This is a genomic window from Mediterranea sp. ET5 (assembly GCF_023337025.1).
In the GTDB taxonomy this organism is placed as follows: domain Bacteria; phylum Bacteroidota; class Bacteroidia; order Bacteroidales; family Bacteroidaceae; genus Phocaeicola_A.
Map to the genome: position 1 here is coordinate 74,889 of NZ_JAMBLN010000016.1, position 21,001 is coordinate 95,889.

Sequence of the window (21,001 nt, forward strand, 5' to 3'; positions counted from 1 at the left end):
CGGCGTGCGCCCTCACTCGCTGTCCTCCATTGCCGCTTCGCGCTCCCTGCGTCGGCGGACGCTCTCCGCCACCACGCGCAAGGCATGGCGGATGAGGGTCATCCTCAGTTCGCGGTCTTCCACTTCGGTCAGTACCAGGTAGCTCCGGTACGTTTCCGTGCGCGGTCCGAGCGCAGACTTGCCCCGTTGTATCCGGCTCGCCTGACGGCGGCAGGCCTTGCAACGTGAGTCCGGTTTGCCCGTGCGGGCATTGACGTAGAATTCGGTCAGCGGCAGCTGACGGTGGCAGCAGGGGCATTGGCGCATCTCTGTCTGCAACGGTGTGTCTTCCATCGTGTTCATATCGCAATTTGTTTTTGTTATTAAATCAATAGCAAAGATAGTATACATATATAATACCATCCAAGTAAATCACGAAATTAATTTTCACGGGTGGTTGTCGTGTTGTGAATCGGTTCGTGTTTTGTTACCGGAGGAGCCGATGTGGCGACGACTGCGGACTTTCGTTGGGGCTCTCCGGGGGGCTTCCCTTTTCCCCACAGGTGCCGATGTGACAAGATTCCCGAAAAAATCCCGGCAAACATTTGGAGCATATCGCCCAAACGCCTATCTTTGCATCGCTTTTCAAAAGAAAGCACAGAATGATTGGACTATGGTGTAATGGTAGCACAACAGGTTTTGGTTCTGTTTGTCTAGGTTCGAATCCTGGTAGTCCAACGGTTTACTGTTAAGAAGGTTGACCCGGAAGCATCGCTTCCGGGTTTTTTCATGCCCTTGCCGCACCTGCGGATACACGCAGCGGGCATGTCCGGAGGGTTGTCCGGGCATGCCCGCTGTATGCTTCTGGTCCGGCGGACGGCGACGGTGCGTCCGTCCGTCAGCCGGTCACACGGCTCACTTGGGCTGCTTGCCGATGTAGGCGAGGATACCGCCGTCCACGTAGAGCACCTGTCCGTTCACGAAGTTCGACGCGTCCGAAGCGAGGAACACCACCGAGCCCATCAGGTCCTCCGGCGTGCCCCAGCGTGCTGCCGGAGTCTTGGCGACGATGAACGAGTCGAACGGGTGGCGGGAGCCGTCAGCCTGACGCTCGCGCAACGGGGCGGTCTGCGGTGTGGCGATGTAGCCCGGGCCGATGCCGTTGCACTGGATGTTGTACTCTCCGTACTCCGATGCGATGTTGCGGGTCAGCATCTTCAGGCCGCCCTTCGCAGCGGCGTAGGCGGACACCGTCTCGCGTCCCAGCTCGCTCATCATCGAGCAGATGTTGATGATTTTTCCGTGACCCTTCTTGATCATGCCCGGGATGACTGCCTTCGACATGATGAACGGGGCGGTCAGGTCGATGTCGATCACCTGGCGGAACTCCTCCACCTTCATGTCCGTCATCGGGATGCGCTTGATGATGCCGGCGTTGTTCACCAGGATGTCGATGGTTCCCAGCGTCTGCTCGATGTCGGCAATCATGGCGCTGACCTCGTCCTCCCTGGTGACGTCGCAGAGGTAACCCTTCGCGTCGATGCCCAGCTTCTTATAGTCCGCCAGAGCCTGTTCCATGTGCTCCTTGCCGCGGCAGTTGAATGCAATCTTCGCACCTGCCTCCGCCAACGCCTGTGCCATGGCGAAGCCGATGCCGTAAGCGGCGCCCGTCACGAGGGCGACCTTTCCTTCCAATGAGAAATTTACCATAGTCGTATAGATTTGATTAAGTCTCCGCCTGTGCCTGCGGGCAGGGGCTGACGGCTGTCTGTCGCCGTCCGTCTGCCGGGAGGACCTGCGGAAGTTGAATGATTCGGGTGTTGTCGTCCGTCCGTCCGGACCCTTCGGTGTGCCTCACCTCAAGTCGGTGATGGCAGCGAAGTCCTGGTCGCCATAGTCGAGGTTCTCCCCTCCCATGCCCCAGATGAAGGTGTAGTTGTGCGTTGCCGCCGCGCTGTGGATGGACCATTCGGGCGACAGCACTGCCTGCTCGCCGCGCATCCACAGGTGTCGCGTCTCGTCCGTCTCGCCCATGAAGTGGCAGACGGCGTGCTCCTCGGGCAGCTCGAAGTAGAAGTATGCCTCCATGCGACGGCTGTGCACGTGTGCCGGCATGGTGTTCCACACCGAGCCGGGCTGGAGTTCGGTCATGCCCATCTGCAGCTGGCACGTGGGCAGCACCTGGTTGACAATCATCTTGTTGATGACACGGTGGTTCGACCCTTCGAGCGAGCCCATCTCCACGCTGATGGCGTCCGCCCGGGCAATTTTGCGGTCGGGGCAGGTGCAGTGTGCCGTGGTGGAGTTGAAGTAGAACTTCGCCGGACGGCCGGCGTCGCGGCTCTCGAAGGTCACCTCGCGGTCGCCCCGTCCCAGGTAGAGCGCCTCCTTGTAGTCCAGTTCGAACACGGCGTCGCCCGCGCGCACGATGCCCGGTCCGCCGACGTTGAAGATGCCCACCTCGCGCCGTGTGGTGAAGAAGGGAGCCTTCAGCGGGTCGATAGCCTCCAGGCGGAGCACCTCGCCCACAGGCTGTGCGCCGCCGACGACCATGCGGTCGTACATGGAATAGACCATGTTGACTTCGTCGGGTGTGAATACTCGTTCGATGAGGAAGTCGCGCCGTATGCGCGTCGTGTCGTAATGCTTCGCGTCCTCGGGATGCGCCGCATAGCGTATTTCATAGTTCGTTTTCATAAGCAGGAGATTGCCTTTCGTTGTTAGGGTTATCCACAAAGATACAGCTTTTGGGTGGCATGTACCACCTTCTTTACTTTTTTTTACAAGAAAGGACGACAACGTTTCAATTGACAATTGACAATGGACAATTGACAATTGCCGTTCGGCGCGTGGATGGTTTGGTGACGGGGAAATGGACCGGGATGGGCATTTTGACAATGTGACAGTTTGTCAAACGAAGGGCGCGAGAATGCCCTTCGTTGCGCCAAAATACGGATTGGTGACCGGGAAGGGCCTTCTCGGGCGATTCATGAAATACATATTGACGGGGTTTCCGTCGGTTCCCTTTCCTTTTGTTCCGTTTTTCCGTCCGTTTGTTCCCTTCCGTCGGTCTTTTCTGACGGAAGGACGCACTATCACACATCGGAAATCGTGCCTCTTTGGGGGCTAAAAAATGGGGACAGGTGGGTGTTTTCGTACGGACGAACGACCACGACGGTGCGGACACGTCGGTACGGTGGTACGGACGCGTCCGTACGAAGCCAGTAACAGGTGCTTTTGTTCGTGGAAAGGGGTGCGAAGGAGGCTTTTTCTGCGTTAGAAAGAGTTTGTTTATGTGAATTTGTGTCTATCTGAATGCGCTGCGGAGGATGTATGTTAAGATATTTAACGCGCGATTTTCCAGAAGGGACGAAATCGCGAAAGTACGCGTCAGCTGAAAACGGCAAAACGGGACATGGTGACAGGGAAATCGACCGGAAGGCTATCATTTTGTCACACGCGCGGGAACACAAAGGCACGGAGGGACAGGGTTTGTCTGCCTGTCTCCTCCGTGCCTGCATATCTCGGTTGTCCGGCGGACGGGTCACATCCGGCGGACGGGGACCTGCGCACCCGGGGTTATTCCACCACCCAGGTGTCGTTGGTCATGAGCAGTTCGTTGAAGTTGTGGTACGGCTTCTTCGCGCCCACGGTCTGTATCTGCTCGTTGACGGCAGCCTCGTAGGTGGGTGCTGCCACGTCGCGGATGACGCCCAGCGCGATGGGGAAGTCGGGGCCGTCCATGAGGGCGAGCTTCAGTTGGAGGGTGTCGTCCTCACAGTGTGCGTCGTGCACGAGGATGTCCTTCTCGGTGATGCCGTTCTCGCCGAGCTTGACGACCTTCAGGCCGAAGCCCTGCTGCATGAGTCCGTACTCATTGTTCTCGCCGAAGATGAGCGGTTTGCCGTGCTCGACGTAGATGGCGTTTTTGGCCCTGCCCTCCTTGGTGTAGATGGACTCGTGCGTGCCGTTGTTGAAGATGACGCAGTTCTGCATCACCTCGACGACGGCTGCACCCTTGTGTGCGACGCTTGCCTTGAGCACGTCGACGGTGCCGGGTGCGTCAGTGGCGACACAGCGTGCGAAGAAGCGTCCGCGTGCACCGAAACAGAGCTCGGCGGGGTGGAAGGGGTCTTCGACGGTGCCGTAGGGGGATGACTTGCTGACGAAGCCGCGGGGCGACGTGGGCGAGTACTGTCCCTTGGTGAGGCCGTAGATGCGGTTGTTGAGCAGGATCATGTTGATGTCCACGTTGCGTCGGATGGCATGGATGAAGTGGTTGCCGCCGATGGCGAGTCCGTCGCCGTCGCCTGAAATCTGCCAGATGGTCAGGTCGGGGTTTGCCACTTTGCAGCCGGTGGCGATGGCAGCGGCGCGTCCGTGGATGGTCTGCATGGCGTAGGTGTTCATGTAGTAGGGCAGGCGGCTGGAGCAGCCGATGCCTGAGATGACCGCTGTTTCATAGGGGGCAATGCCGATTTCAGCCATTGCCTTGTGGAGGGAGGCGAGGAAGAAGTGGTCGCCGCAACCCGGACACCAGCGGGGTTGTCCTTTCTTGAAATCTTTAGAAGTATATTCTGTCATGGCTTTGTTTCCTTTTAGTTGGTGTTTTTGTTTCTGCCGACGGGCGTTGTGCCTTCGCCGGCGTGTTCACGCTGACGGGGGGAGGCTCACTTCTTGAGTATTTCCTCGAATGCCTCGACCAGTTCGGTCACGACGAAGGGTTGTCCCTTGACCTGGTTGAACTGATAGGGGACGAAGTTGTCGACCTTCATGCGCAGGTATCCGGCGAGCTGTCCGAGGTTCTGCTCGGCAACGACTACCTTCTTGTAGCGGTGGAGCACCTCGGCGGTGTTCTTCGGCAGGGGGTTGATGTAGGAGAAGTGGGCGAGGGCGACCTTGTGTCCTGCCTTGAGCATCTCTTCCATGGCGGTGTAGAGGTGTCCGTAGGTTCCGCCGAAGCCGACGATGAGCAGGTCGGCGTCATCGGCACAGCCGAGTACCTTGAGGTCGGGCACGGGGATGCGGGCTACCTTCTCGGCACGGAGGCGGCACATCTTGTCGTGGTTCTCCGGGTCGTTGGAGATGGCTCCGGTGTCGCTGTCCTTCTCCAGTCCGCCGAGGATGTGGGTGAAGCCTTCCTGTCCGGGGAGTGCCCAGTAGCGTGCTCCGGTCTCGGGGTTGCGGTGGTAGGGGGCATAGCCTTCCTTCATCTCGGGGGTGACGTAGGGCGGACGGATGGCGGGATACTCGTCGATGTTGGGCAGACGCCATGCGGCGGAACCGTTGGCGACGAAGGCGTCGGTCAGGAGCACGACGGGGGTCATGTGCTCGAGGGCTATCTTGGCGGCGTTATAGGCTGCGTCGAAGCAGTTGGTGGGCGATGTGGCGGCAATGACGGGCATGGGGGACTCGCCGTTGCGTCCGAAGAGGACTTGCAGGAGGTCGGTCTGTTCCGACTTGGTGGGGAGTCCGGTGGAGGGTCCGCCGCGTTGCACGTCGAGGACGACGAGCGGAAGCTCGGTCATGACGGCAAGGTTCATCGCTTCGGACTTGAGGCAGATGCCCGGTCCGGAGGTAGAGGTGGCTGCGAGTGCGCCGGCGAAGGCGGCACCGACGGCGGATGCGCAGCCTGAAATCTCGTCTTCACACTGCATGGTTGTCACGCCCAGGGACTTGTGCTTGGAGAGTTCGTGCAGCACGTCGGTGGCGGGGGTGATGGGGTAGGAACCCAGGAAGAGGCGCAGTCCGGCTTTCTCGGCGGCTGCGATGAGTCCGTATGCGGTCGCCTTGTTGCCGGAGATGTCCATGTAGCGTCCGGGCTTCTTGGCGTGCGACTCGATGCGGTAGGTCGAATTGACGGACGAGTGGGTGTTGTGTCCGTAGTCGTATCCGGCGTGGAGGACCTTGATGTTGGCTTCTGCCACGTCGGGTTTCTTAGCGAATTTCTCGCGCAGGAACTTTTCGGCTGCGTTAAGGTTTCGGTTGAAGAGCCAGCAGACGAGTCCTACGGCGAACATGTTGCGGCACTTGAGCATGGCCTTGTTGTCCATTCCGGTGTCGGCGAGGCAGTCCTTGACCATCTGGGTGATGGGGGCTGCGACGACGTCCTGCTGGATGCCGAGCTCCTCGATGGGGTTGTCGGTCGTGAATTTTGCCTTGTCAAGGTCGGTCTTCTTGAAGCTGTCGGTGTCGATGATGATGCATGCGGTCTTCTTGGCGAACTTGTACTGCGTCTTGAGCGCTGCGGGGTTCATGGCAACGAGCACGTCACAGAGGTCGCCGGGGGTGAAGACCTGGTCGGCTCCCACGTGTACCTGGAAACCGGAGACGCCCGTAAGGCTGCCTTGCGGGGCGCGGATGTCTGCCGGATAATCGGGGAACGTACAAATGTCATTGCCGACTGTTGCTGATACGCTGGAGAAGATGTTTCCTGCCAGCTGCATTCCATCGCCGGAGTCGCCCGAGAAGCGTACTACGACTTCATCGAGCTCTTTTACTTCCATTCTTTCTGCCATATTATTATTGTGATAAAGGTGTTTGTTTACTCATTGACGGACAAAGGTCTGTAATGTTCACGAATAAAGCAAGCAATTGGTGTGCTATTTTTCCCGGACGGGTACTCTTTTGCCGCCACGGGGGTGTTTTTGCGGCGGAATTGTAATGTGTAAGGGGGATTGGGTGAATGATGCGTGTGCTGTCAAGTGGGTATGCGCGGAATTGAATGTTTGCGGGGCGGTTTGCTTACAATATGTCAGACGTATGTTATATATCATGTTTTCGGGGCAGGTGCATCGGGTGGGCTGTTTGTTTGGAGGATACGCATTTTTCGTTACCTTTGCAGGCAGATTAGGTATTAGGGCCCTTGTAGTTCAATGGATAGAATAGAAGTTTCCTAAACTTTAGATTCGAGTTCGATTCTCGACGAGGGTACACATGTTATCATGATTGAGATGTTTGGACGCAGCCACAGTGACTCCGTGCGGGTCGGTGTGTGCTGCGTTTCTTTTTGTGCACGGGTGCCGGAAAAAGACAGCCGCCATGCTTGTCCCCTGACGGGGTGGGCATGGCGGCTGTGCCGTTATGTGCTGTTACAGTAAAGCTTGGCTTATGCTTCGGCAGGGGTTTCTTCCTTGTCGGCCTTCTTCATCTTGTTGCCCATGACGAGGTATGCCACCGGGGCAGCCACGAAGAGCGAGGAGAAGGTTCCGAAGACGACACCCAGAATCATGGCGAACGAGAAGCTGCGGATGCTGTCACCTCCAAGGATGAAGATGCAGATGAGCACGATGAGCGTACTCTGTCCGGTGTTGAGCGTACGTGCCAGGGTGGTGTTCAGTGAGTCGTTGTAGAGGCGGAAGTGGTCGCGCTTGGGGTAGAGCCCGAAGTACTCGCGGACACGGTCGAAGATGACCACCTTGTCGTTGATGGAGTAACCGATGGCTGTCAGCACGGCGCCGATGAAGGTCTGGTCGACCTCGAGCGAGAAGGGCATCCAGCCGTAGCAGAGCGAGTAGGCTCCGATGATGAGGACGGTGTCGACTGCCAGTGCCACAACCGAACCGACGCTGTACGCCACGTTGCGGAAGCGCAGGAGGATGTAGAGGAAGATGGCGATCAGGGCGAGTACGACTGACCAGACGGCGGCTACCTTCATGTCCTCGGCGATGCTCGGTCCCACCTTCTGGGAGCTGATGATGGAGCCGCCGGTGTGGTTGTCGCGGTCGATGAAGACTTCGAGGGTGGTGCCCTTGGTCAGGAGGTTGCTGTCATAGAGCGCCTGGTAGAGCACGGCCTCGATTTCGCTGTCGACGTTCGGGTCGTTCTCCTCGATGCGGTAGTTGGTCGAGATACGCACCTTGCGGTTGTCCGTTCCCAGGGCAATGACCTGAACGTTGCTGTCGCCGAATTTCTCGGAGAGAGCCTCGCGTACGGTCTCCGGTTGGGTATCTTGCTCGAAGGTCACGACGAAGTTGCGTCCGCCGGTGAAGTCGATGCTCTGGCTCAGTCCGCGGATGGCGAACGATGCGACGCAGACGGCGATGAGGATGCCGAAGATGGTGAGGTAGCGTTTCACGTGGCCCATGAAGTTATACTTCGGGTTGACCATCAGGTTCTTGGAGAGCCCTGTGGTGAACGTCAGGTTCAGCCACTTGTCCTTGTTCATGTAGTGCTCGTACACCAGACGGGTGAGGAACACGGCGGTGAAGAAGGAGCAGGCAATACCGATGATGAGGGTCGTGGCGAAGCCGCGGATGGGACCCGTACCGAAGAAGAACAGGATGATACCGGTGATGATGGAGGTCAGGTTGGAGTCGAAGATCGCGGAGAAGGCGTTCTTGTAACCGTCCTGCAGGGCGCTCTTGACGTTCTTGCCCAGGCGCAGTTCCTCCTTCGTACGTTCGTAGATCAACACGTTGGCGTCGACTGCCATACCGAGGGAGAGCACCATACCCGCGATACCGCTCATGGTCAGTGCTGCCTGGAAGGACGAGAGGATGCCCAGGGTGAAGAAGAAGTTAAAGACGAGTGCCATGTTGGCTACCATGCCCGGGATGAAGCCGTACATGGCGCACATGTATACCATCAGAAGGATAAGGGCGACGATGAAGGAGATGACGCCCTGGTTGATGGACTCCTGTCCGAGTGACGGTCCGACGATGTCCTCCTGCACGATGTGTGCGGGGGCGGGCATCTTACCGGAGTTGAGCACGTTGGCAAGGTCCTTGGTGTCCTCGAGGGAGAAGTTGCCGGTGATCTGGGACTGTCCGCCGGTGATTTCGTTCATCACGTTCGGTGCGCTGTAGACATATCCGTCGAGCACGATGGCAATGGAGCGGTTGATGTTCTGCTTGGTGAGTTGTGCCCAGCGGCGTGCGCCCTCAGTGTTCATGTTCATGTGGACGCAGGGCTTGCCGAACTGGTCGTAGCCGTCGCTGGCATCGGTGACCACGTCGCCTTCCAGGGGAGCACGTCCGTCACGCTCGGTGACACGGATGGCGTAGAGCTCGAAGGTGGAAGTCTTGGCATCGATGGCCTTCACGCCCCAGAGGAGCCGGAGTTCCTTGGGGAGGCTGTTCTTCACTTCCGGCATGGCAAGGATGCGGTTGATGGCGGCGGTGTCGCGTGCCAGTGCATAACCGGCGATGCCGCCTCCGCCCTGGCTGACCTGCAGGAGCGAGAGCAACGGGTGCTGCTTCTTCATCTCGTCGGCAGCTGCGTTGCTGGCAGCCTTTGCCTGGTCGCCCTTGAGTGCGTTGGCGAGGCTGTCGGCGATATTGGTGGCTGAGGAGTCTGCCTTGGCCGTGGTCTCGGCCTGTGCGGCAGGTTCGGCAGCGGCAGCAGTGGCGGTGGTGTCTGCCTTGGCTTCACCGGCGAGTGCCAGTGCGGCTTTGGCGTCGGCATCCATCAGGTAGGGAGCCACTTCCTGTCCGTTGAATGTTTCCCAGAATTCGAGATTGGCAGAGCCTTGGAGGAGCTTTCTCACACGTTCGGGCTCTTTGATGCCCGGGAGCTCGACCATGATACGTCCCATGCCGCCCTCCAGCTCCTGGATGTTGGGCTGTACGACACCGAAGCGGTCGATACGTGTACGGAGGACGTTGTAGGAGTTTGCCACTGCCGACTTGATTTCACTGCGGAGCACGCGTTCCACTTCGGCGTCGCTGCTCTGTGCGCTGACCTTGTCTCTCAGTTGCTGGGTGGCGAATATCTCGGCGAGGCGTTTGCCCGGAGCGAGCTTGTGGTATTCGTCGACAAAGAGGGTGACGAAGTCGCTCTGGCTGCTGACTTGTGCCTTGGCAGCGTTTGCCACTGCCTGGTTGAAGGCTTCATCCGTCTTGTGGTCCGCCAATGTTTTCACTACTTCGGGGACGGACACCTCGAGGATGACGTTCATACCACCCTTCAGGTCCAGACCCAATCCGATTTCCATCTCACGACACTGTTTTAGCGTATAGTTCCACAAGTAAACCCGCTCGTTCTGCATGGAGTCGAGGTAGTGTGTCTCCCCCTGTGGGTCTTGTGCCGCCAGCTTCATGTAGTGGCGCGTCACAAACGAAAAGGAGAGGTAGAACACACAGACGAGTGTGAGCAATACCGCAAAAACCTTAACAAATCCTTTGTTTTGCATGTTACGTTACTTAATTATTTTATTTACTTTATTAATATGCATACGTTACAAGGCTGCAAATATAGCCTTTTTTTCAAATTCGGGCAGTAAAAGAATAGTAATTATTTGATTCGTAGAGCGGATTTAGCCGATGGGGACGCCTTCTCATGGCTTTTTGTCCACATAGCACCAGATGGGGTAGTGGTCGGAGTTCTTGATGCGGCTGTCGACGGTGCAACGGTAGGACTGCAGGTCGGGGCTGATGAGGATGTTGTCGATGCGGAAGAGGAAGCCGTTCCGGTGGTAGGAGATGCCCAGCCCGAAGCCGGACTCCACGAAGGCGTCGGTCAGCCCCTCGGCAATGGTGCGGTGGGCGTAGGAGATGGGGGAGGTGTTGAAGTCGCCGCACACGATGAGCCGCTTCCGCCCCTGAGAGGCTATCAGGCGGGCGATGGTGTCTGCCTGGTGGGAGCGGATGGAGGTGGCTTCCGCCAGCTTGCCCAGCAGGAGGCGCGACCCCTCCTTGACGTCGGTGCTCTCGGGTGAGCGCAGCATGCGGACGTACGTCTCGCGGTCGCTGGTGGTGAGCTTGTTGGACTCCAGGTGGTTGTTGACCACGGTCAGCGTGTCGCCTCCGCACAGCAGGGTGTAGACGACGCTGCCGTTGAAGTCGCTTCCGTAATCAATCGTACGGGCGTGCAGGATGGGGTAGCGCGAGTAGCAGGCGAGGTGGTTGCCGCCCTTGCCCACGCGGCGGACGTCCTTGTAGGGGTAGGCGGAGAGCACCCGGTCGATGTGCGACTGCTTGAGCCGTCCGCCACGGATGTACTCCTGCAGGCAGAGGATGTCGGCGCCCGAGTCGCGGAGGTAAGCCAGGACCAGGTTGGGGTTGTCGGGTGTGTCCGGATGGTCGGCGTCGAAGCCCATGACGTTGTAGGACAGGAACTTGATGGCGCCCTCGGGAGCGTCCGCCCGTCCGAAGTTCAGCGGACAGTACGTCCGGATGGCGGGCAGGCAGCAGAGCAGACCCGCCAGCGCCACGAGCGCATAACGGTAGTACACCACCAGCCAGAACAGCAGGAACAGCACCGTCCCCAGGAGGAACACCGGGAAGGCGAGTCCCGCACACGACTGCACCGGGTGACGCACCGGGTCGATGTACGGGCTGTAGGCACAGAACAGCAGTCCGCAGACCCACAGCAGGTTCGCGGCGAGCAGTATCCATCCCAGCAGACGTCCGATGTATTTCATTGGTTCAGGGGGTTGTGGCGGTGCACGGTGCGTGCGGCCGTCGGGTGAATAGTCGGGTTCAGGGGGTTCTCTTACGGGCGGCGGCTCTCGTCGAAGAGCTTCTTCTTCTCCTCGGCGCTCAGGCTGTTGTAGCCGGACTTCTTCAGCTTGTCGAGGATTTGCCCGATTTCCTCCTCGCGTTCGCGCTTGCGTGCGTTGTAGTCATAGTCCTCGGCGTGCTTGCCATAGTGGACCTTCATCTTCGGACGCTGCCTGCGTCGCGGGGCGGACCACCGGACGGGCAGGTCGAGCAGGCGGTTGATCCAGTGCGTCGGGTCGGAGCCGTGCTGGAACGCGCGTGCGAACCAGAAGCCGGCAAGGGCACCACCCAGGTGGGCGATGTGTCCGCCCGCATTGTTGGACGTGATGAACAGCAGGTCCGTCACCACCAGGATGAGTGCGAGGTACTTGAGGCGGACGCTTCCGAAGAACAGCAGGTTCACCCGGTATTCGGGCTCGCGCACTGCCGTGGCTACGGCAATCGCCAGCACCGACGCCGACGCCCCGATGAGCAGCGCACCCTGTACCGACGCGCTGAAGTAGGGGAACACGTTGTAGGCGAGGATGTAGAGCGCCGCCCCGCAAAGCCCGCCCAGCAGGTAGACCCCCCGGAAGTGCTTCTCCGAGAAGAGGTACAGGAACAGCTGCCCGAACCAGTAGAGCCACAGCATGTTGAACAGCAGGTGGAGCACGTCGGCGTGCATGAACATGTACGTCACCACCGACCACGGCTGCCGCACGAGGCGCCCCACGTCGGCAGGGCACTCCAGCCACGACAGCAGGGGGGCGTACGTCTGTGTGAGCTTCATCACGATGTGGACGACAGCCGTGACGAGGAACACCCCCACGTTGATGTAGATGAAGCGGAGCGCGATGTTCCCTTGGCGGAACTTCATGCGCAGGTCAGTAAGTATAGTTCCCATTGCGGTATTTTTTACGCCAGTAGACAATCAGCAGGAAGCCGAAGAGCATGCCTCCCAGGTGGGCGAAGTGCGCCACCCCGTCGTTCGCCTGCAAGCCCATCAGCAGCTCGATGACCACATAGACCGCCACGAACCACTTCGCCTTGATGGGGAAGGGCAGCGGGAAGATGAACAGCGGCTGGTTGGGGAAGAGCACCCCGAAGCCCAGCAGGATGCCGTAGACCGCACCCGACGCGCCCACCGTCGTCATCAGGTTCAGGTAGACGCTCATGGGGATGATGGCGGTGCCCGTGTTCACACTGTCATAGTTGGACAGCACCGTCGCGTACTCGATGTACTGCACCAGCTCCTGCATCAGTCCCGCCCCGAGGCCGCATACCATATAATATATAAGGAACCGACGGGGACCGAAGACCCGTTCCAGTGTCGTTCCGAACATCCAAAGCGCAAACATGTTGAAGAACAGGTGTGCGAACCCGCCGTGCATGAACATGTACGTCACGAGCTGGTAGAGATGGAAGTCCGACGCCATGAAGTAGTGCAGGCCCAGCACTTCCGTCAGGTCCACCCCGTACTTCGGAGCGACGAGTGAAGCAAGGAAAAAAATTACGTTTATGATGAGCAGGTTCTTCGTGATTGGAGGCATCTGGTTCATAGGTCTGGTGCGTGTCTAAGTGTCTGTTAACGGGTTAATGTGGGTGCAAAAGTACGAAAATATTCCTTTTTGCGGCACGAATGACCCCCTTCTTAGGTTTTTTTGCAGGAATGGCGCGATTTTTAGCCGAGAATGTTTGTTTCTTAGGTATGAAGACCTATCTTTGTTGGGCAATGGATGAGCAACATCGTTGCAGCACGTATACATTTAATCAAAAATAGTTATGAATAAGTCAGAACTTATCAATGCAATGGCAGCCGAATCGGGATTGAGCAAAGCCGATTCAAAGAGAGCACTCGACGCTTTCATCGCCACTCTGTCAACAGCGCTCAAGGACGGCGACAAGGTCGCACTCGTCGGTTTCGGCACATTCTCCACAGCAGAGCGTGGAGAAAGGTCAGGCATCAATCCGGCTACCAAGCAGGCCATCACCATCCCCGCCAAGAAGGTGGTGAAGTTCAAGGCTGGCAACGAGCTCGAGAGCGCCATCCAATGAGTCACGACGGACAGGACGCTTACTGACAACGTATACTGTTAGGCACGGACCTGCGCTCCGCGTGGACCCGTGCCTAAGTTGTTCTTCTTCCCTCACCGGACATTCACTGTTATTAAAATCTATACGTATGAAATTCTTTATTGACACAGCCAATCTGGAACAAATCCGTGAAGCAAACGCCATGGGCGTGCTTGACGGCGTAACCACCAATCCGTCCCTCATGGCAAAGGAAGGCATTAAGGGTACTGCAAACCAACGCCAACACTACATTGACATTTGCAACATTGTCAATGGCGACGTCAGCGCAGAAGTCATCGCCACTGACTATGAAGGCATGATCAAGGAAGGCGAGGAGCTTGCAGCCCTCAATCCCCATATCGTGGTGAAGATCCCCTGCATCGCAGACGGAATCAAAGCCATCAAATATTTCACCTCCAAGGGCATCCGCACGAACTGCACCCTGGTGTTCTCTGCCGGGCAGGCATTGCTCGCCGCAAAGGCAGGCGCCACCTACGTTTCGCCCTTCGTCGGACGTCTCGATGACATCAGCAGCGACGGCGTAGAGCTCATCGCTCAGATTGTCAGTATCTACCGCACCTACGGCTTCAAGACCCAGGTGCTGGCAGCCTCCATCCGTCACACGCAGCACATCATCGCATGCGCCGAGGTCGGCGCCGACGTGGTGACCTGCCCGTTGTCCGCCATCAAGGGGCTCCTGAAGCACCCGTTGACAGACTCCGGTCTGGCAACCTTCCTGGCAGACTACAAACGTGTGAACGGTTAATCTAGACTTTTATAAGTAGTAAAGATTATGGTATGAAGGACTATTTTGTCCTTGAACGCTACTTTCTCCGTGAGGCGAAGGTAGCGTTTTCCTTTTTTAGTGGTTGCCTTGCAGACCGTTCGCCCTACATTTTTCGGAATGTTTTGTTTATGTAACGTGGCGGTTGTGTCATTTTGTCAAAATGTCAAACGAAGCGTCTGAGAATGCCTTCGTTCGCACCAAAATACGAGTCGATGACCGGGAGGCCCTTCTCGCGCGATTCGCGAAATACACATTGACGGGGTTCCCGTCAGTTTCCTTTCCTTCTGTCTGATTTTTCCCTCCCTTCATTCCCTTCCGTCGGTCTTTTCACACGGACGGACGCAATTTCACACATCCGAAATCGTGCCCCTTCGGTCTCTAAAAAATGGGGACAGGTGCCTGTTTTCGTACGGACGCGTCCGTACGACGGTGCGGACACGTCGGTACGGTGGTGCGGACACGTCCGTACGAAGCCAACAACCGGTGCTTTCGACGGCGAAAATGGGTTCGGCGAATGCCTTTTTCGCGTTAGAAACGGTATAATTGTGTGAATATATGTTCATTCTGATGTGTTCTGACGGACGTCTCTTAAAATATTTAACGCGCGATTTTCTAATTGGGACGATTTTGCGAAAATGTGCGTTACCTGAAAACGGCAAATCAGGAAAATAGGATGTTAAAATCGGGAAAATGATGTCGTTTTGATAAACGGATTCTGTTGGATTGGGGTGTCCGTTCGTTGGGCGGGTTGTGTTCGTTCGTTGGACGGGTTGTGTTTGTTCGTTGGACCGGGCGACCAGACCGGTCGCCCCTACATTCACCGCCTGATGGGTTCATGCCCACGCCGAACGGCAATTGTCAATTGTCCATTGTCAATTGTCAATTGCATAAACATTTTCCTGTTCGGCTTGGCTGTTCGGTGCATTTCGCCTACCTTTGCAGCAGTAATCAGAAACACGGCGTCCTGGTGTCCCGCGGAGCGTCCTGCCCCGAGGGATGAAAAGGGAACCGGGTGAGAATCCCGGACAGACCCACTGCTGTGAGTCCCCGTAGTGTTTCCACGAATCACCGCATCATGTCCACTGTCCCTGCACAAGGGGTGGGAAGGACTTCGTGGAAGGGACGAGTCAGAAGACCTGCCAGACACACGCCTTTTGTTCAACGTTTCGGGGGAGGAAACGGAGAATATACGTCGGCATTTCCATCCGGGCGCCCACTGCCGTCGCGCGTTCTTTCGACTCTTCTTCGCGAAGTAAAAACCATTCTATCATGTTCTTAGTTAAAAAATTCGCGTATGCTCTCGCATGCGCTGCCGTCCTGTTCGCAGCTTGTAGCGACGACGACAAACCGGTGCTGCCGGAAGAAGAGGTGTCTGAAAAGACCGTAGAGGCAATCGTGGTCAATGAGGGCCAGTTCGGAAAGAACCTGGGCTCGATTTCTGCCATTTACAGTGACGGAACGGTCGACGCCGACATCTTCCGTCAGGTGAACAACCGCCCGCTGGGCGATGTGGCACAAGACATAGCCCTCATCAACGGTGCCTACTTCGTGCCCATAAACAATTCGCACATCATTCAGGTCGTTGATGCCAAGACCTTTGAGTCGAAGGCCACCATCCTGGCACCGGACATCACCCCGACACGCATCGTGGCGATTTCGGACACGGAAGCTCTGGTGAGTGCAGGATACGGGAAAGGATTCGTACGCATCAGTACGGTAGAGCCTTACGGCGAGGCTACACCCGAAGGCGGACGTGAAGTGCTGGAATATATTCCGACTTCGGGTGCAGGTCATTACATGGCAGCGGTCGGAAACAAGCTGGCAGTGTCGACCGGTAGCTCGACCAAGGGGGTCGTCATCTACGACCTCAACAAGCTGAATGCAGAAGGAAATACACTGGCTGTCCCCCACTTCGGTGAGAAGGCAAAGCTGCTGAAGGACAAGAACAACATTGTCTGGGCCATCGGCGAGTACAAGCCGGATGACAACACGAAGGTAATCCGTTGCAGCGGGATAGACCTTGCGAAGGAAGCAGTCGTGTCGACCATCGACATTCCCGAGGCACTGAATGCAACGTCTGCCAAGGCGGGAGACCTCATCGGTGTCCCCAGCTATAACCGTACGGACATTGCGAACAACAAGCTCTACTTCCCCGTGAAGATAGCCACCGAGGGCGGAGACCTTTTCTCCGCCGAGCAGGGTGTCTACGAGGTGGATGTCGAGACGGGAACCTATCGTCTGTACTGCATGACGCCCGACCTGGGCATGATGTACGGCTTCGGGGTCAGCCCGGCAGGTGATGTCTGTGTCGGCGACTGCATCGACTGGAGCGCTCAGCAGGGTTATGTGCGCATCTACGACCGCAACGGTGCACACAAGGATATAAAGGTCGGCGTCTATCCGACCGAAGTTTATTTCCCTGACAAGCAATAATGAGACACTGGGGACTTTGCATACTGATGGTATCCGGCTGGAGCGGCGCACAGGCTGCCCCCGCCGACACCATCGTCTACGACAACCGCCTGGACACCATCCAGGTCGTGGCACGACGCATCCGGCACGTCAACGAGGCGAATGCCGGAGCACGTGTCACGACCATCGACCCGGAGCTGCTGCTCGCCAACCGCACGCGCTCGCTCTCCGAACTGCTCGCCGACAACTCGGCGGTCTACATCAAGAGCCTGGGCACGGGCGCACTCGCCACAGCCTCCTTCCGCGGAGGCAGCGCGGCACAGACACGCGTCAACTGGAACGGCATCAACATCACACCGCCCATGTCGGGCACGTTCGACTTCTCGCAAATCCCCGTCTTCTTCACCGACAACGTCGACCTCTACTACGGCAGCAGCCATGTCAAGAACGGCACGGGCGCCGTGGGCGGCAGCGTCAACCTCTTCACCGACCCGGACTGGGGGCAGGGCTTCAGCGGACGTGCCTTCACCGAGTACGGCTCCTACGACACCTGGACCGCGGGCGGACAGCTCAACCACAGCCGCGGACGCTCCTCGTTCAAGACCCGCGCCTACTACCAGCGTTCGCAGAACGACTACGAGTACATCAACCGCATCCTCACCAACACCCCCTTCCGCGAGCGTCGCGCCGATGCCGACTACTCCCAGTGGAGCGTCATGCAGGAGGCGTACTTCCGTCTGAGCCCCTATGCCCGGCTGACGGCTGTCGGCTGGTTGCAGGGCGGCACACGGATGCTGCCCCAGCCGCTGGGCGTGGTGCAGACGAGCCACGAGCGTCAGCAGGACCTCAACGGACGCGCCTACGCCGGGCTGGACTGGAGCCGCGGCATACACCAGCTGCACCTCAAGGCGGCGTGGCTCTACTTCCGTCAGGACTACGACAAGTGGTACGACCGGGGCTCGTTCGACCCGTCGGGCACCGTCAACCAGTCGCAGACGTGGCAGGCGGTGGCGGACTACTCCTGCGCACCCGCTGACGGACTGGTGCTCAACACCACCCTCACCTATACCCACGACCGCGTGAAGTCGGAGAGCTACATCGACGTGGACTCGTCGAAGTACGTCATCGACGGCGTGCACTTCGACATCCCCGTGCCCGAACCGCCGCTGACCGCCCACCGCAACGTGCTCTCCTGGCAGGCGTCCGCCCGTTGGGAAGCCCTCCCGTGGCTGCTCCTCGACGGGCAGTACATGCTGGAGCGCAACGGGCACCGCACGGTGTCTACCGGCTCGGCAGGCTTCCTCGTGAGTCTCTGGGACAAGATGCTCAGGCTGAAGGGAAGCGCCTCCTACAACTACCGCTTCCCGAGCATGAACGACCTCTACTGGCGTCCCGGAGGGAACCCGGACGTGCTGCCCGAGGACGGTTTCTCCTACGACGCCGCCCTGAGCTTCCACCGTCCGCTGACCGACTGGCTGACGCTCGATGCCGAGGTGGCGGGCTACCTGATGTACATCGACAACTGGATACTCTGGCTGCCGCAGGACGGCAACCAGTGGATATGGACCCCGCAGAACAAGCGCGACGTCCGCTCCACGGGCGTGGAGGTATCCACCCGGCTGGAGTTCCGTGCAGGCGACCTGCGCGCCGTCCTCTCGGGCAACTACAGCTGGTCGGAAGCCTGCACGCGCACCAAGCAGCACGTGGACGACGGCTCGCTCATGAAGCAGATTCCCTACGTGCCGCGCCGCAAGTGGAACGCCCGTCTCGCGCTCGACTGGCGGGGCGCGTTCCTCTCCTGGCAGACGACCCACGTAGGCCGACGCTATGTGACCACGGACGAGTCCTACTCGACCGACGCCTACACCGTGCACAACCTCCTGGCAGGCTACCGCTGGACGTTCGCCGGCGGCAAGGCGCTCACCCCGCAGCTGCGGGTGGACAACGTGACGGACGCCTACTACGAGTCGACGCAATACTATCCCATGCCGTTGCGCAACTACCTGGTTTCACTGCTCTTTGAATTTTGACGCTTATGAGAACGCATTTCCTCCCCCTGCTGCTCCTCGGCCTCTGGCTGACGGCAGCCTGCACCCACCGTCCGCCCTCCTACAAGCAGGTGTACACGGACGTGGCCTATGACAACGTCTGTGCCAAGGGCTTCCACATATGGGGCGCCCGGGACCGGCAGAGCACCGTCATCGAGGTGACGAACCCGTGGCAGAACGCCCGCGACGTGACGATGGCGTACTTCGTGGCACGCGGCGGCGAACAGCCCCCCGAGGACTTCGACGGGGTCGTGATTCCCGCCGGACCGCGACGCATCGTCTGCATGTCGTCGAGCTACGTGGGCATGCTGGACGCCCTCGGGGCGACGGACCGCGTGGTGGGTGTCTCGGGCCTGGACTACATCAACAGTCCGGCGCTGCTCGCCCGGCGCGACAGTGTGCGCGACGTGGGGGCGGAGCTGGACTTCGAGGTGCTGCTCGGCCTGAAGCCCGACCTGGTGCTGCTCTACGGCGTGGACGACGCGCAGACGGCAGTGACCGACAAGCTGACGGAGCTGGGCATCCCCTACATGTACATCGGGGAGTATGTCGAGGAGGACCCCATCGGACGTGCCGAGTGGATGATGGTGCTGGCGGAGGTCCTCGGGCTCCAGAAGCGCTGTCAGGTCATGATTGACATCCTCTACACCCAGTACAAGACCCTCAGCCAGCTGGTGGCGGACGTGAAGGAACGTCCGAAGGTGATGCTCAACACGCCGTGGAACGACGTCTGGACCCTGCCTTCGCCGGAGAGCTACATGGCGCGCCTCATCCACGACGCGGGGGGCGAATACATCTTCCGCGAGGGGGCAGCCGGGAGCTACACCCGCATCGGCATGGAGACGGCGTACAGCCTGCTCCATGAGGCGGACTACTGGCTGAACATCAGCTCCGTGAAGACGCTCGACGAGCTGAAGGCGATGGACCCGCAGTTTGCGTCCGCCAAGGCGGTGCGCGAGGGGCACGTCTTCAACAACAACCTTCGCACGAACGCTGCCGGCGGCAATGACTTCTGGGAGTCGTCCGTCGTCAAGCCTTCGCGCGTGCTGCTCGACCTCATCTGCATCCTGCACCCCGAGAAGCGGCGCGCCACCGACACCTTGTATTATTACCGGCCCATCGTGCCGGCGACCGGGGCGGACACCCCTCCGTCCCGTTAGCAACGGACCCCGTCGGCAGGAGCGGTCCACGCACCGTCCCCGTCCGCCGGTCCTCCAACGAATGAACCTGCCGGATGCACGCACCGTGTGTCCTGCCCAATGAACCAATGCCCATGACACGAACCGCACTCTGTTTCCTGCTGCTTGTCCTGTCCACCGCCGGGCTGTTCCTGCTCGACCTCATGACGGGCGACGTCACCCTCCCCGCTGCCGACGTATGGGCGGCACTGACGGGCAGTGGCGGCGACGCGCTGACGGCACACATCGTCCGTTCGGTCCGCCTCGTGCGGGGGGTGGTGGCAGTACTCGTCGGGCTGTCGCTCTCCGTGAGCGGACTGCAGATGCAGACCGTCTTCCGCAATCCGCTGGCGGACCCCTACCTGCTGGGCGTCAGTTCGGGAGCCAGCCTGGGCGTGGCGCTGTTCATCCTGGGCATCCCCCTGCTGGGGCTGTCGGGTGCGCCGTGGTTGCAGTCGGTGGGCGTGGCAGGCGCCGGCTGGGTGGGTTCCGCCGCCATCCTGCTGGGCGTGGCGTTCATCAGCCGACGGGTGAAGAACATCATGGGGGTGCTCATCCTCGGCGTGATGATAGGCTACGTTGCGGGGGCACTCATCCAGGTGTTGCAGTATCTCAGCGCGGCGGAACAGCTGAAGCTCTTCACGCTGTGGTCCATGGGCTCGCTGGGTCAGGTCACCGAGACCAAGCTCTGGGTCATGCTTGCCGTGGTGACGGTGGGCCTCGTGCTCGCGGTGGCAAGCATCAAGGCGCTCAACCTGCTGTTGCTGGGCGAGCAGTACGCCTCGACGATGGGGCTTGACGTCCGCCGCTCCCGCTCGCTCATCTTCCTGTCGACGATGTTGCTCACGGGCACGGTGACCGCGTTCTGCGGGCCCATCGGGTTCGTCGGTCTCGCCATCCCCCACCTGGCGCGGGTCGTCTTCGGCAACGCCGACCACCGCGTGCTGCTCCCTGCCTGCGTGGGCATGGGCATGGCGGCGATGCTCGTGTGCGACATCCTCTCGAAGGCGTTCGTCCTCCCGGTGAACTGCATCGCCGCCCTGCTGGGCGTCCCCGTCATCGTGTGGGTCATCGTGAAGGTCGGCTGGTAATGAACTTGTAATC

15 protein-coding genes, 2 tRNA genes and 1 riboswitch are annotated in these 21,001 nt (G+C 59.2%); of the genes, 8 read left to right on the forward strand and 9 right to left on the reverse strand.

The features are described from left to right. Window positions 1-12 precede the first annotated feature (12 nt). Complete coding sequence (locus M3087_RS10410; protein WP_022385016.1) at window positions 13-342, reverse strand: hypothetical protein; 330 nt, start codon at window positions 340-342, stop codon at window positions 13-15. Between the two features lie 304 nt (window positions 343-646). On the opposite strand from M3087_RS10410, the gene M3087_RS10415 reads away from it, so the two are divergent. Beyond that, a tRNA-Gln gene (locus M3087_RS10415) sits at window positions 647-717 on the forward strand. 177 nt (window positions 718-894) lie between these two features. Here M3087_RS10415 and M3087_RS10420 read toward each other — a convergent pair. The 4 genes from M3087_RS10420 to M3087_RS10435 form a co-directional block, all read right to left on the reverse strand. Next, complete coding sequence (locus tag M3087_RS10420) at window positions 895-1,689, reverse strand: gluconate 5-dehydrogenase (protein WP_022385015.1); 795 nt, start codon at window positions 1,687-1,689, stop codon at window positions 895-897. A 144-nt stretch (window positions 1,690-1,833) separates the two neighbouring features. Continuing rightward, the gene (kduI, locus tag M3087_RS10425; RefSeq protein ID WP_022385014.1) at window positions 1,834-2,676 is read right to left on the reverse strand and encodes a 5-dehydro-4-deoxy-D-glucuronate isomerase; all 843 of its coding nucleotides are present in this window, start codon (window positions 2,674-2,676) and stop codon (window positions 1,834-1,836) included. An 882-nt stretch (window positions 2,677-3,558) separates the two neighbouring features. After that, window positions 3,559-4,563: a 2-oxoacid:ferredoxin oxidoreductase subunit beta gene (locus M3087_RS10430; protein WP_249095549.1), complete on the reverse strand. Its 1,005-nt coding sequence runs from the start codon at window positions 4,561-4,563 to the stop codon at window positions 3,559-3,561. 86 nt (window positions 4,564-4,649) lie between these two features. After that, window positions 4,650-6,497, reverse strand: coding sequence for a 2-oxoacid:acceptor oxidoreductase subunit alpha (locus M3087_RS10435; protein ID WP_249095551.1), 1,848 nt, complete (start codon window positions 6,495-6,497; stop codon window positions 4,650-4,652). Between the two features lie 343 nt (window positions 6,498-6,840). On the opposite strand from M3087_RS10435, the gene M3087_RS10440 reads away from it, so the two are divergent. Beyond that, window positions 6,841-6,912 (forward strand) — tRNA-Arg (locus tag M3087_RS10440). 175 nt (window positions 6,913-7,087) lie between these two features. On the opposite strand, the gene secDF is transcribed toward M3087_RS10440, so the two are convergent. From secDF to M3087_RS10460, 4 genes are all read right to left on the reverse strand, one after another. Further along, complete coding sequence (secDF, locus tag M3087_RS10445; RefSeq protein WP_249095553.1) at window positions 7,088-10,111, reverse strand: protein translocase subunit SecDF; 3,024 nt, start codon at window positions 10,109-10,111, stop codon at window positions 7,088-7,090. 144 nt (window positions 10,112-10,255) lie between these two features. After that, the gene (locus tag M3087_RS10450) at window positions 10,256-11,341 is read right to left on the reverse strand and encodes an endonuclease/exonuclease/phosphatase family protein (RefSeq protein WP_022385009.1); all 1,086 of its coding nucleotides are present in this window, start codon (window positions 11,339-11,341) and stop codon (window positions 10,256-10,258) included. A 71-nt stretch (window positions 11,342-11,412) separates the two neighbouring features. Next, window positions 11,413-12,303, reverse strand: a complete 891-nt coding sequence (locus M3087_RS10455) for a rhomboid family protein (protein ID WP_022385008.1) — start codon at window positions 12,301-12,303, stop codon at window positions 11,413-11,415. Further along, entirely contained in the window at window positions 12,284-12,958 is a 675-nt protein-coding gene (locus M3087_RS10460) for a rhomboid family intramembrane serine protease (RefSeq protein WP_249095555.1), read from the reverse strand. The genes M3087_RS10455 and M3087_RS10460 overlap by 20 nt, the downstream gene beginning before the upstream one ends. A 223-nt stretch (window positions 12,959-13,181) precedes the next feature. On the opposite strand from M3087_RS10460, the gene M3087_RS10465 reads away from it, so the two are divergent. The 6 genes from M3087_RS10465 to M3087_RS10490 all read left to right on the forward strand — a co-directional run bounded on the left by M3087_RS10465 (window position 13,182) and on the right by M3087_RS10490 (window position 20,988). Continuing rightward, window positions 13,182-13,454, forward strand: coding sequence for an HU family DNA-binding protein (locus M3087_RS10465; protein ID WP_249095558.1), 273 nt, complete (start codon window positions 13,182-13,184; stop codon window positions 13,452-13,454). A 127-nt stretch (window positions 13,455-13,581) separates the two neighbouring features. Further along, on the forward strand, window positions 13,582-14,238 hold the full coding sequence (fsa, locus tag M3087_RS10470) for a fructose-6-phosphate aldolase (RefSeq protein ID WP_022385005.1): 657 nt from the start codon (window positions 13,582-13,584) through the stop codon (window positions 14,236-14,238). 969 nt (window positions 14,239-15,207) lie between these two features. Further along, a riboswitch (cobalamin riboswitch) is annotated at window positions 15,208-15,418 on the forward strand. Window positions 15,419-15,528: 110 nt separating this feature from the next. Next, complete coding sequence (locus M3087_RS10475) at window positions 15,529-16,692, forward strand: DUF5074 domain-containing protein (RefSeq protein ID WP_249095561.1); 1,164 nt, start codon at window positions 15,529-15,531, stop codon at window positions 16,690-16,692. Next, complete coding sequence (locus M3087_RS10480; RefSeq protein WP_249095562.1) at window positions 16,692-18,701, forward strand: TonB-dependent receptor; 2,010 nt, start codon at window positions 16,692-16,694, stop codon at window positions 18,699-18,701. Before M3087_RS10475 ends, M3087_RS10480 begins: the two co-directional genes overlap by 1 nt. A gap of 5 nt (window positions 18,702-18,706) precedes the next feature. Then, a complete protein-coding gene (locus M3087_RS10485; protein ID WP_249095564.1) occupies window positions 18,707-19,879 on the forward strand; it encodes an ABC transporter substrate-binding protein in 1,173 nt (390 codons plus the stop codon). A gap of 107 nt (window positions 19,880-19,986) precedes the next feature. Next, a complete protein-coding gene (locus M3087_RS10490; protein WP_249095566.1) occupies window positions 19,987-20,988 on the forward strand; it encodes a FecCD family ABC transporter permease in 1,002 nt (333 codons plus the stop codon). Window positions 20,989-21,001: the final 13 nt, after the last annotated feature.

Excerpts from the sequence above, each read along its gene's own strand:
- M3087_RS10435 (WP_249095551.1), bottom strand. The coding sequence starts at position 6,497 with ATGGCAGAAAGAATGGAAGTAAAAGAGCTCGATGAAGTCGTAGTACGC.
- M3087_RS10475 (WP_249095561.1), top strand. The coding sequence starts at position 15,529 with ATGTTCTTAGTTAAAAAATTCGCGTATGCTCTCGCATGCGCTGCCGTC.
- M3087_RS10455 (WP_022385008.1), bottom strand. The coding sequence starts at position 12,303 with ATGGGAACTATACTTACTGACCTGCGCATGAAGTTCCGCCAAGGGAAC.
- M3087_RS10430 (WP_249095549.1), bottom strand. The coding sequence starts at position 4,563 with ATGACAGAATATACTTCTAAAGATTTCAAGAAAGGACAACCCCGCTGG.
- M3087_RS10465 (WP_249095558.1), top strand. The coding sequence starts at position 13,182 with ATGAATAAGTCAGAACTTATCAATGCAATGGCAGCCGAATCGGGATTG.
- M3087_RS10460 (WP_249095555.1), bottom strand. The coding sequence starts at position 12,958 with ATGAACCAGATGCCTCCAATCACGAAGAACCTGCTCATCATAAACGTA.
- M3087_RS10480 (WP_249095562.1), top strand. The coding sequence starts at position 16,692 with ATGAGACACTGGGGACTTTGCATACTGATGGTATCCGGCTGGAGCGGC.
- M3087_RS10450 (WP_022385009.1), bottom strand. The coding sequence starts at position 11,341 with ATGAAATACATCGGACGTCTGCTGGGATGGATACTGCTCGCCGCGAAC.
- M3087_RS10490 (WP_249095566.1), top strand. The coding sequence starts at position 19,987 with ATGCCCATGACACGAACCGCACTCTGTTTCCTGCTGCTTGTCCTGTCC.
- secDF (WP_249095553.1), bottom strand. The coding sequence starts at position 10,111 with ATGCAAAACAAAGGATTTGTTAAGGTTTTTGCGGTATTGCTCACACTC.
- fsa (WP_022385005.1), top strand. The coding sequence starts at position 13,582 with ATGAAATTCTTTATTGACACAGCCAATCTGGAACAAATCCGTGAAGCA.
- kduI (WP_022385014.1), bottom strand. The coding sequence starts at position 2,676 with ATGAAAACGAACTATGAAATACGCTATGCGGCGCATCCCGAGGACGCG.
- M3087_RS10485 (WP_249095564.1), top strand. The coding sequence starts at position 18,707 with ATGAGAACGCATTTCCTCCCCCTGCTGCTCCTCGGCCTCTGGCTGACG.
- M3087_RS10420 (WP_022385015.1), bottom strand. The coding sequence starts at position 1,689 with ATGGTAAATTTCTCATTGGAAGGAAAGGTCGCCCTCGTGACGGGCGCC.
- M3087_RS10410 (WP_022385016.1), bottom strand. The coding sequence starts at position 342 with ATGAACACGATGGAAGACACACCGTTGCAGACAGAGATGCGCCAATGC.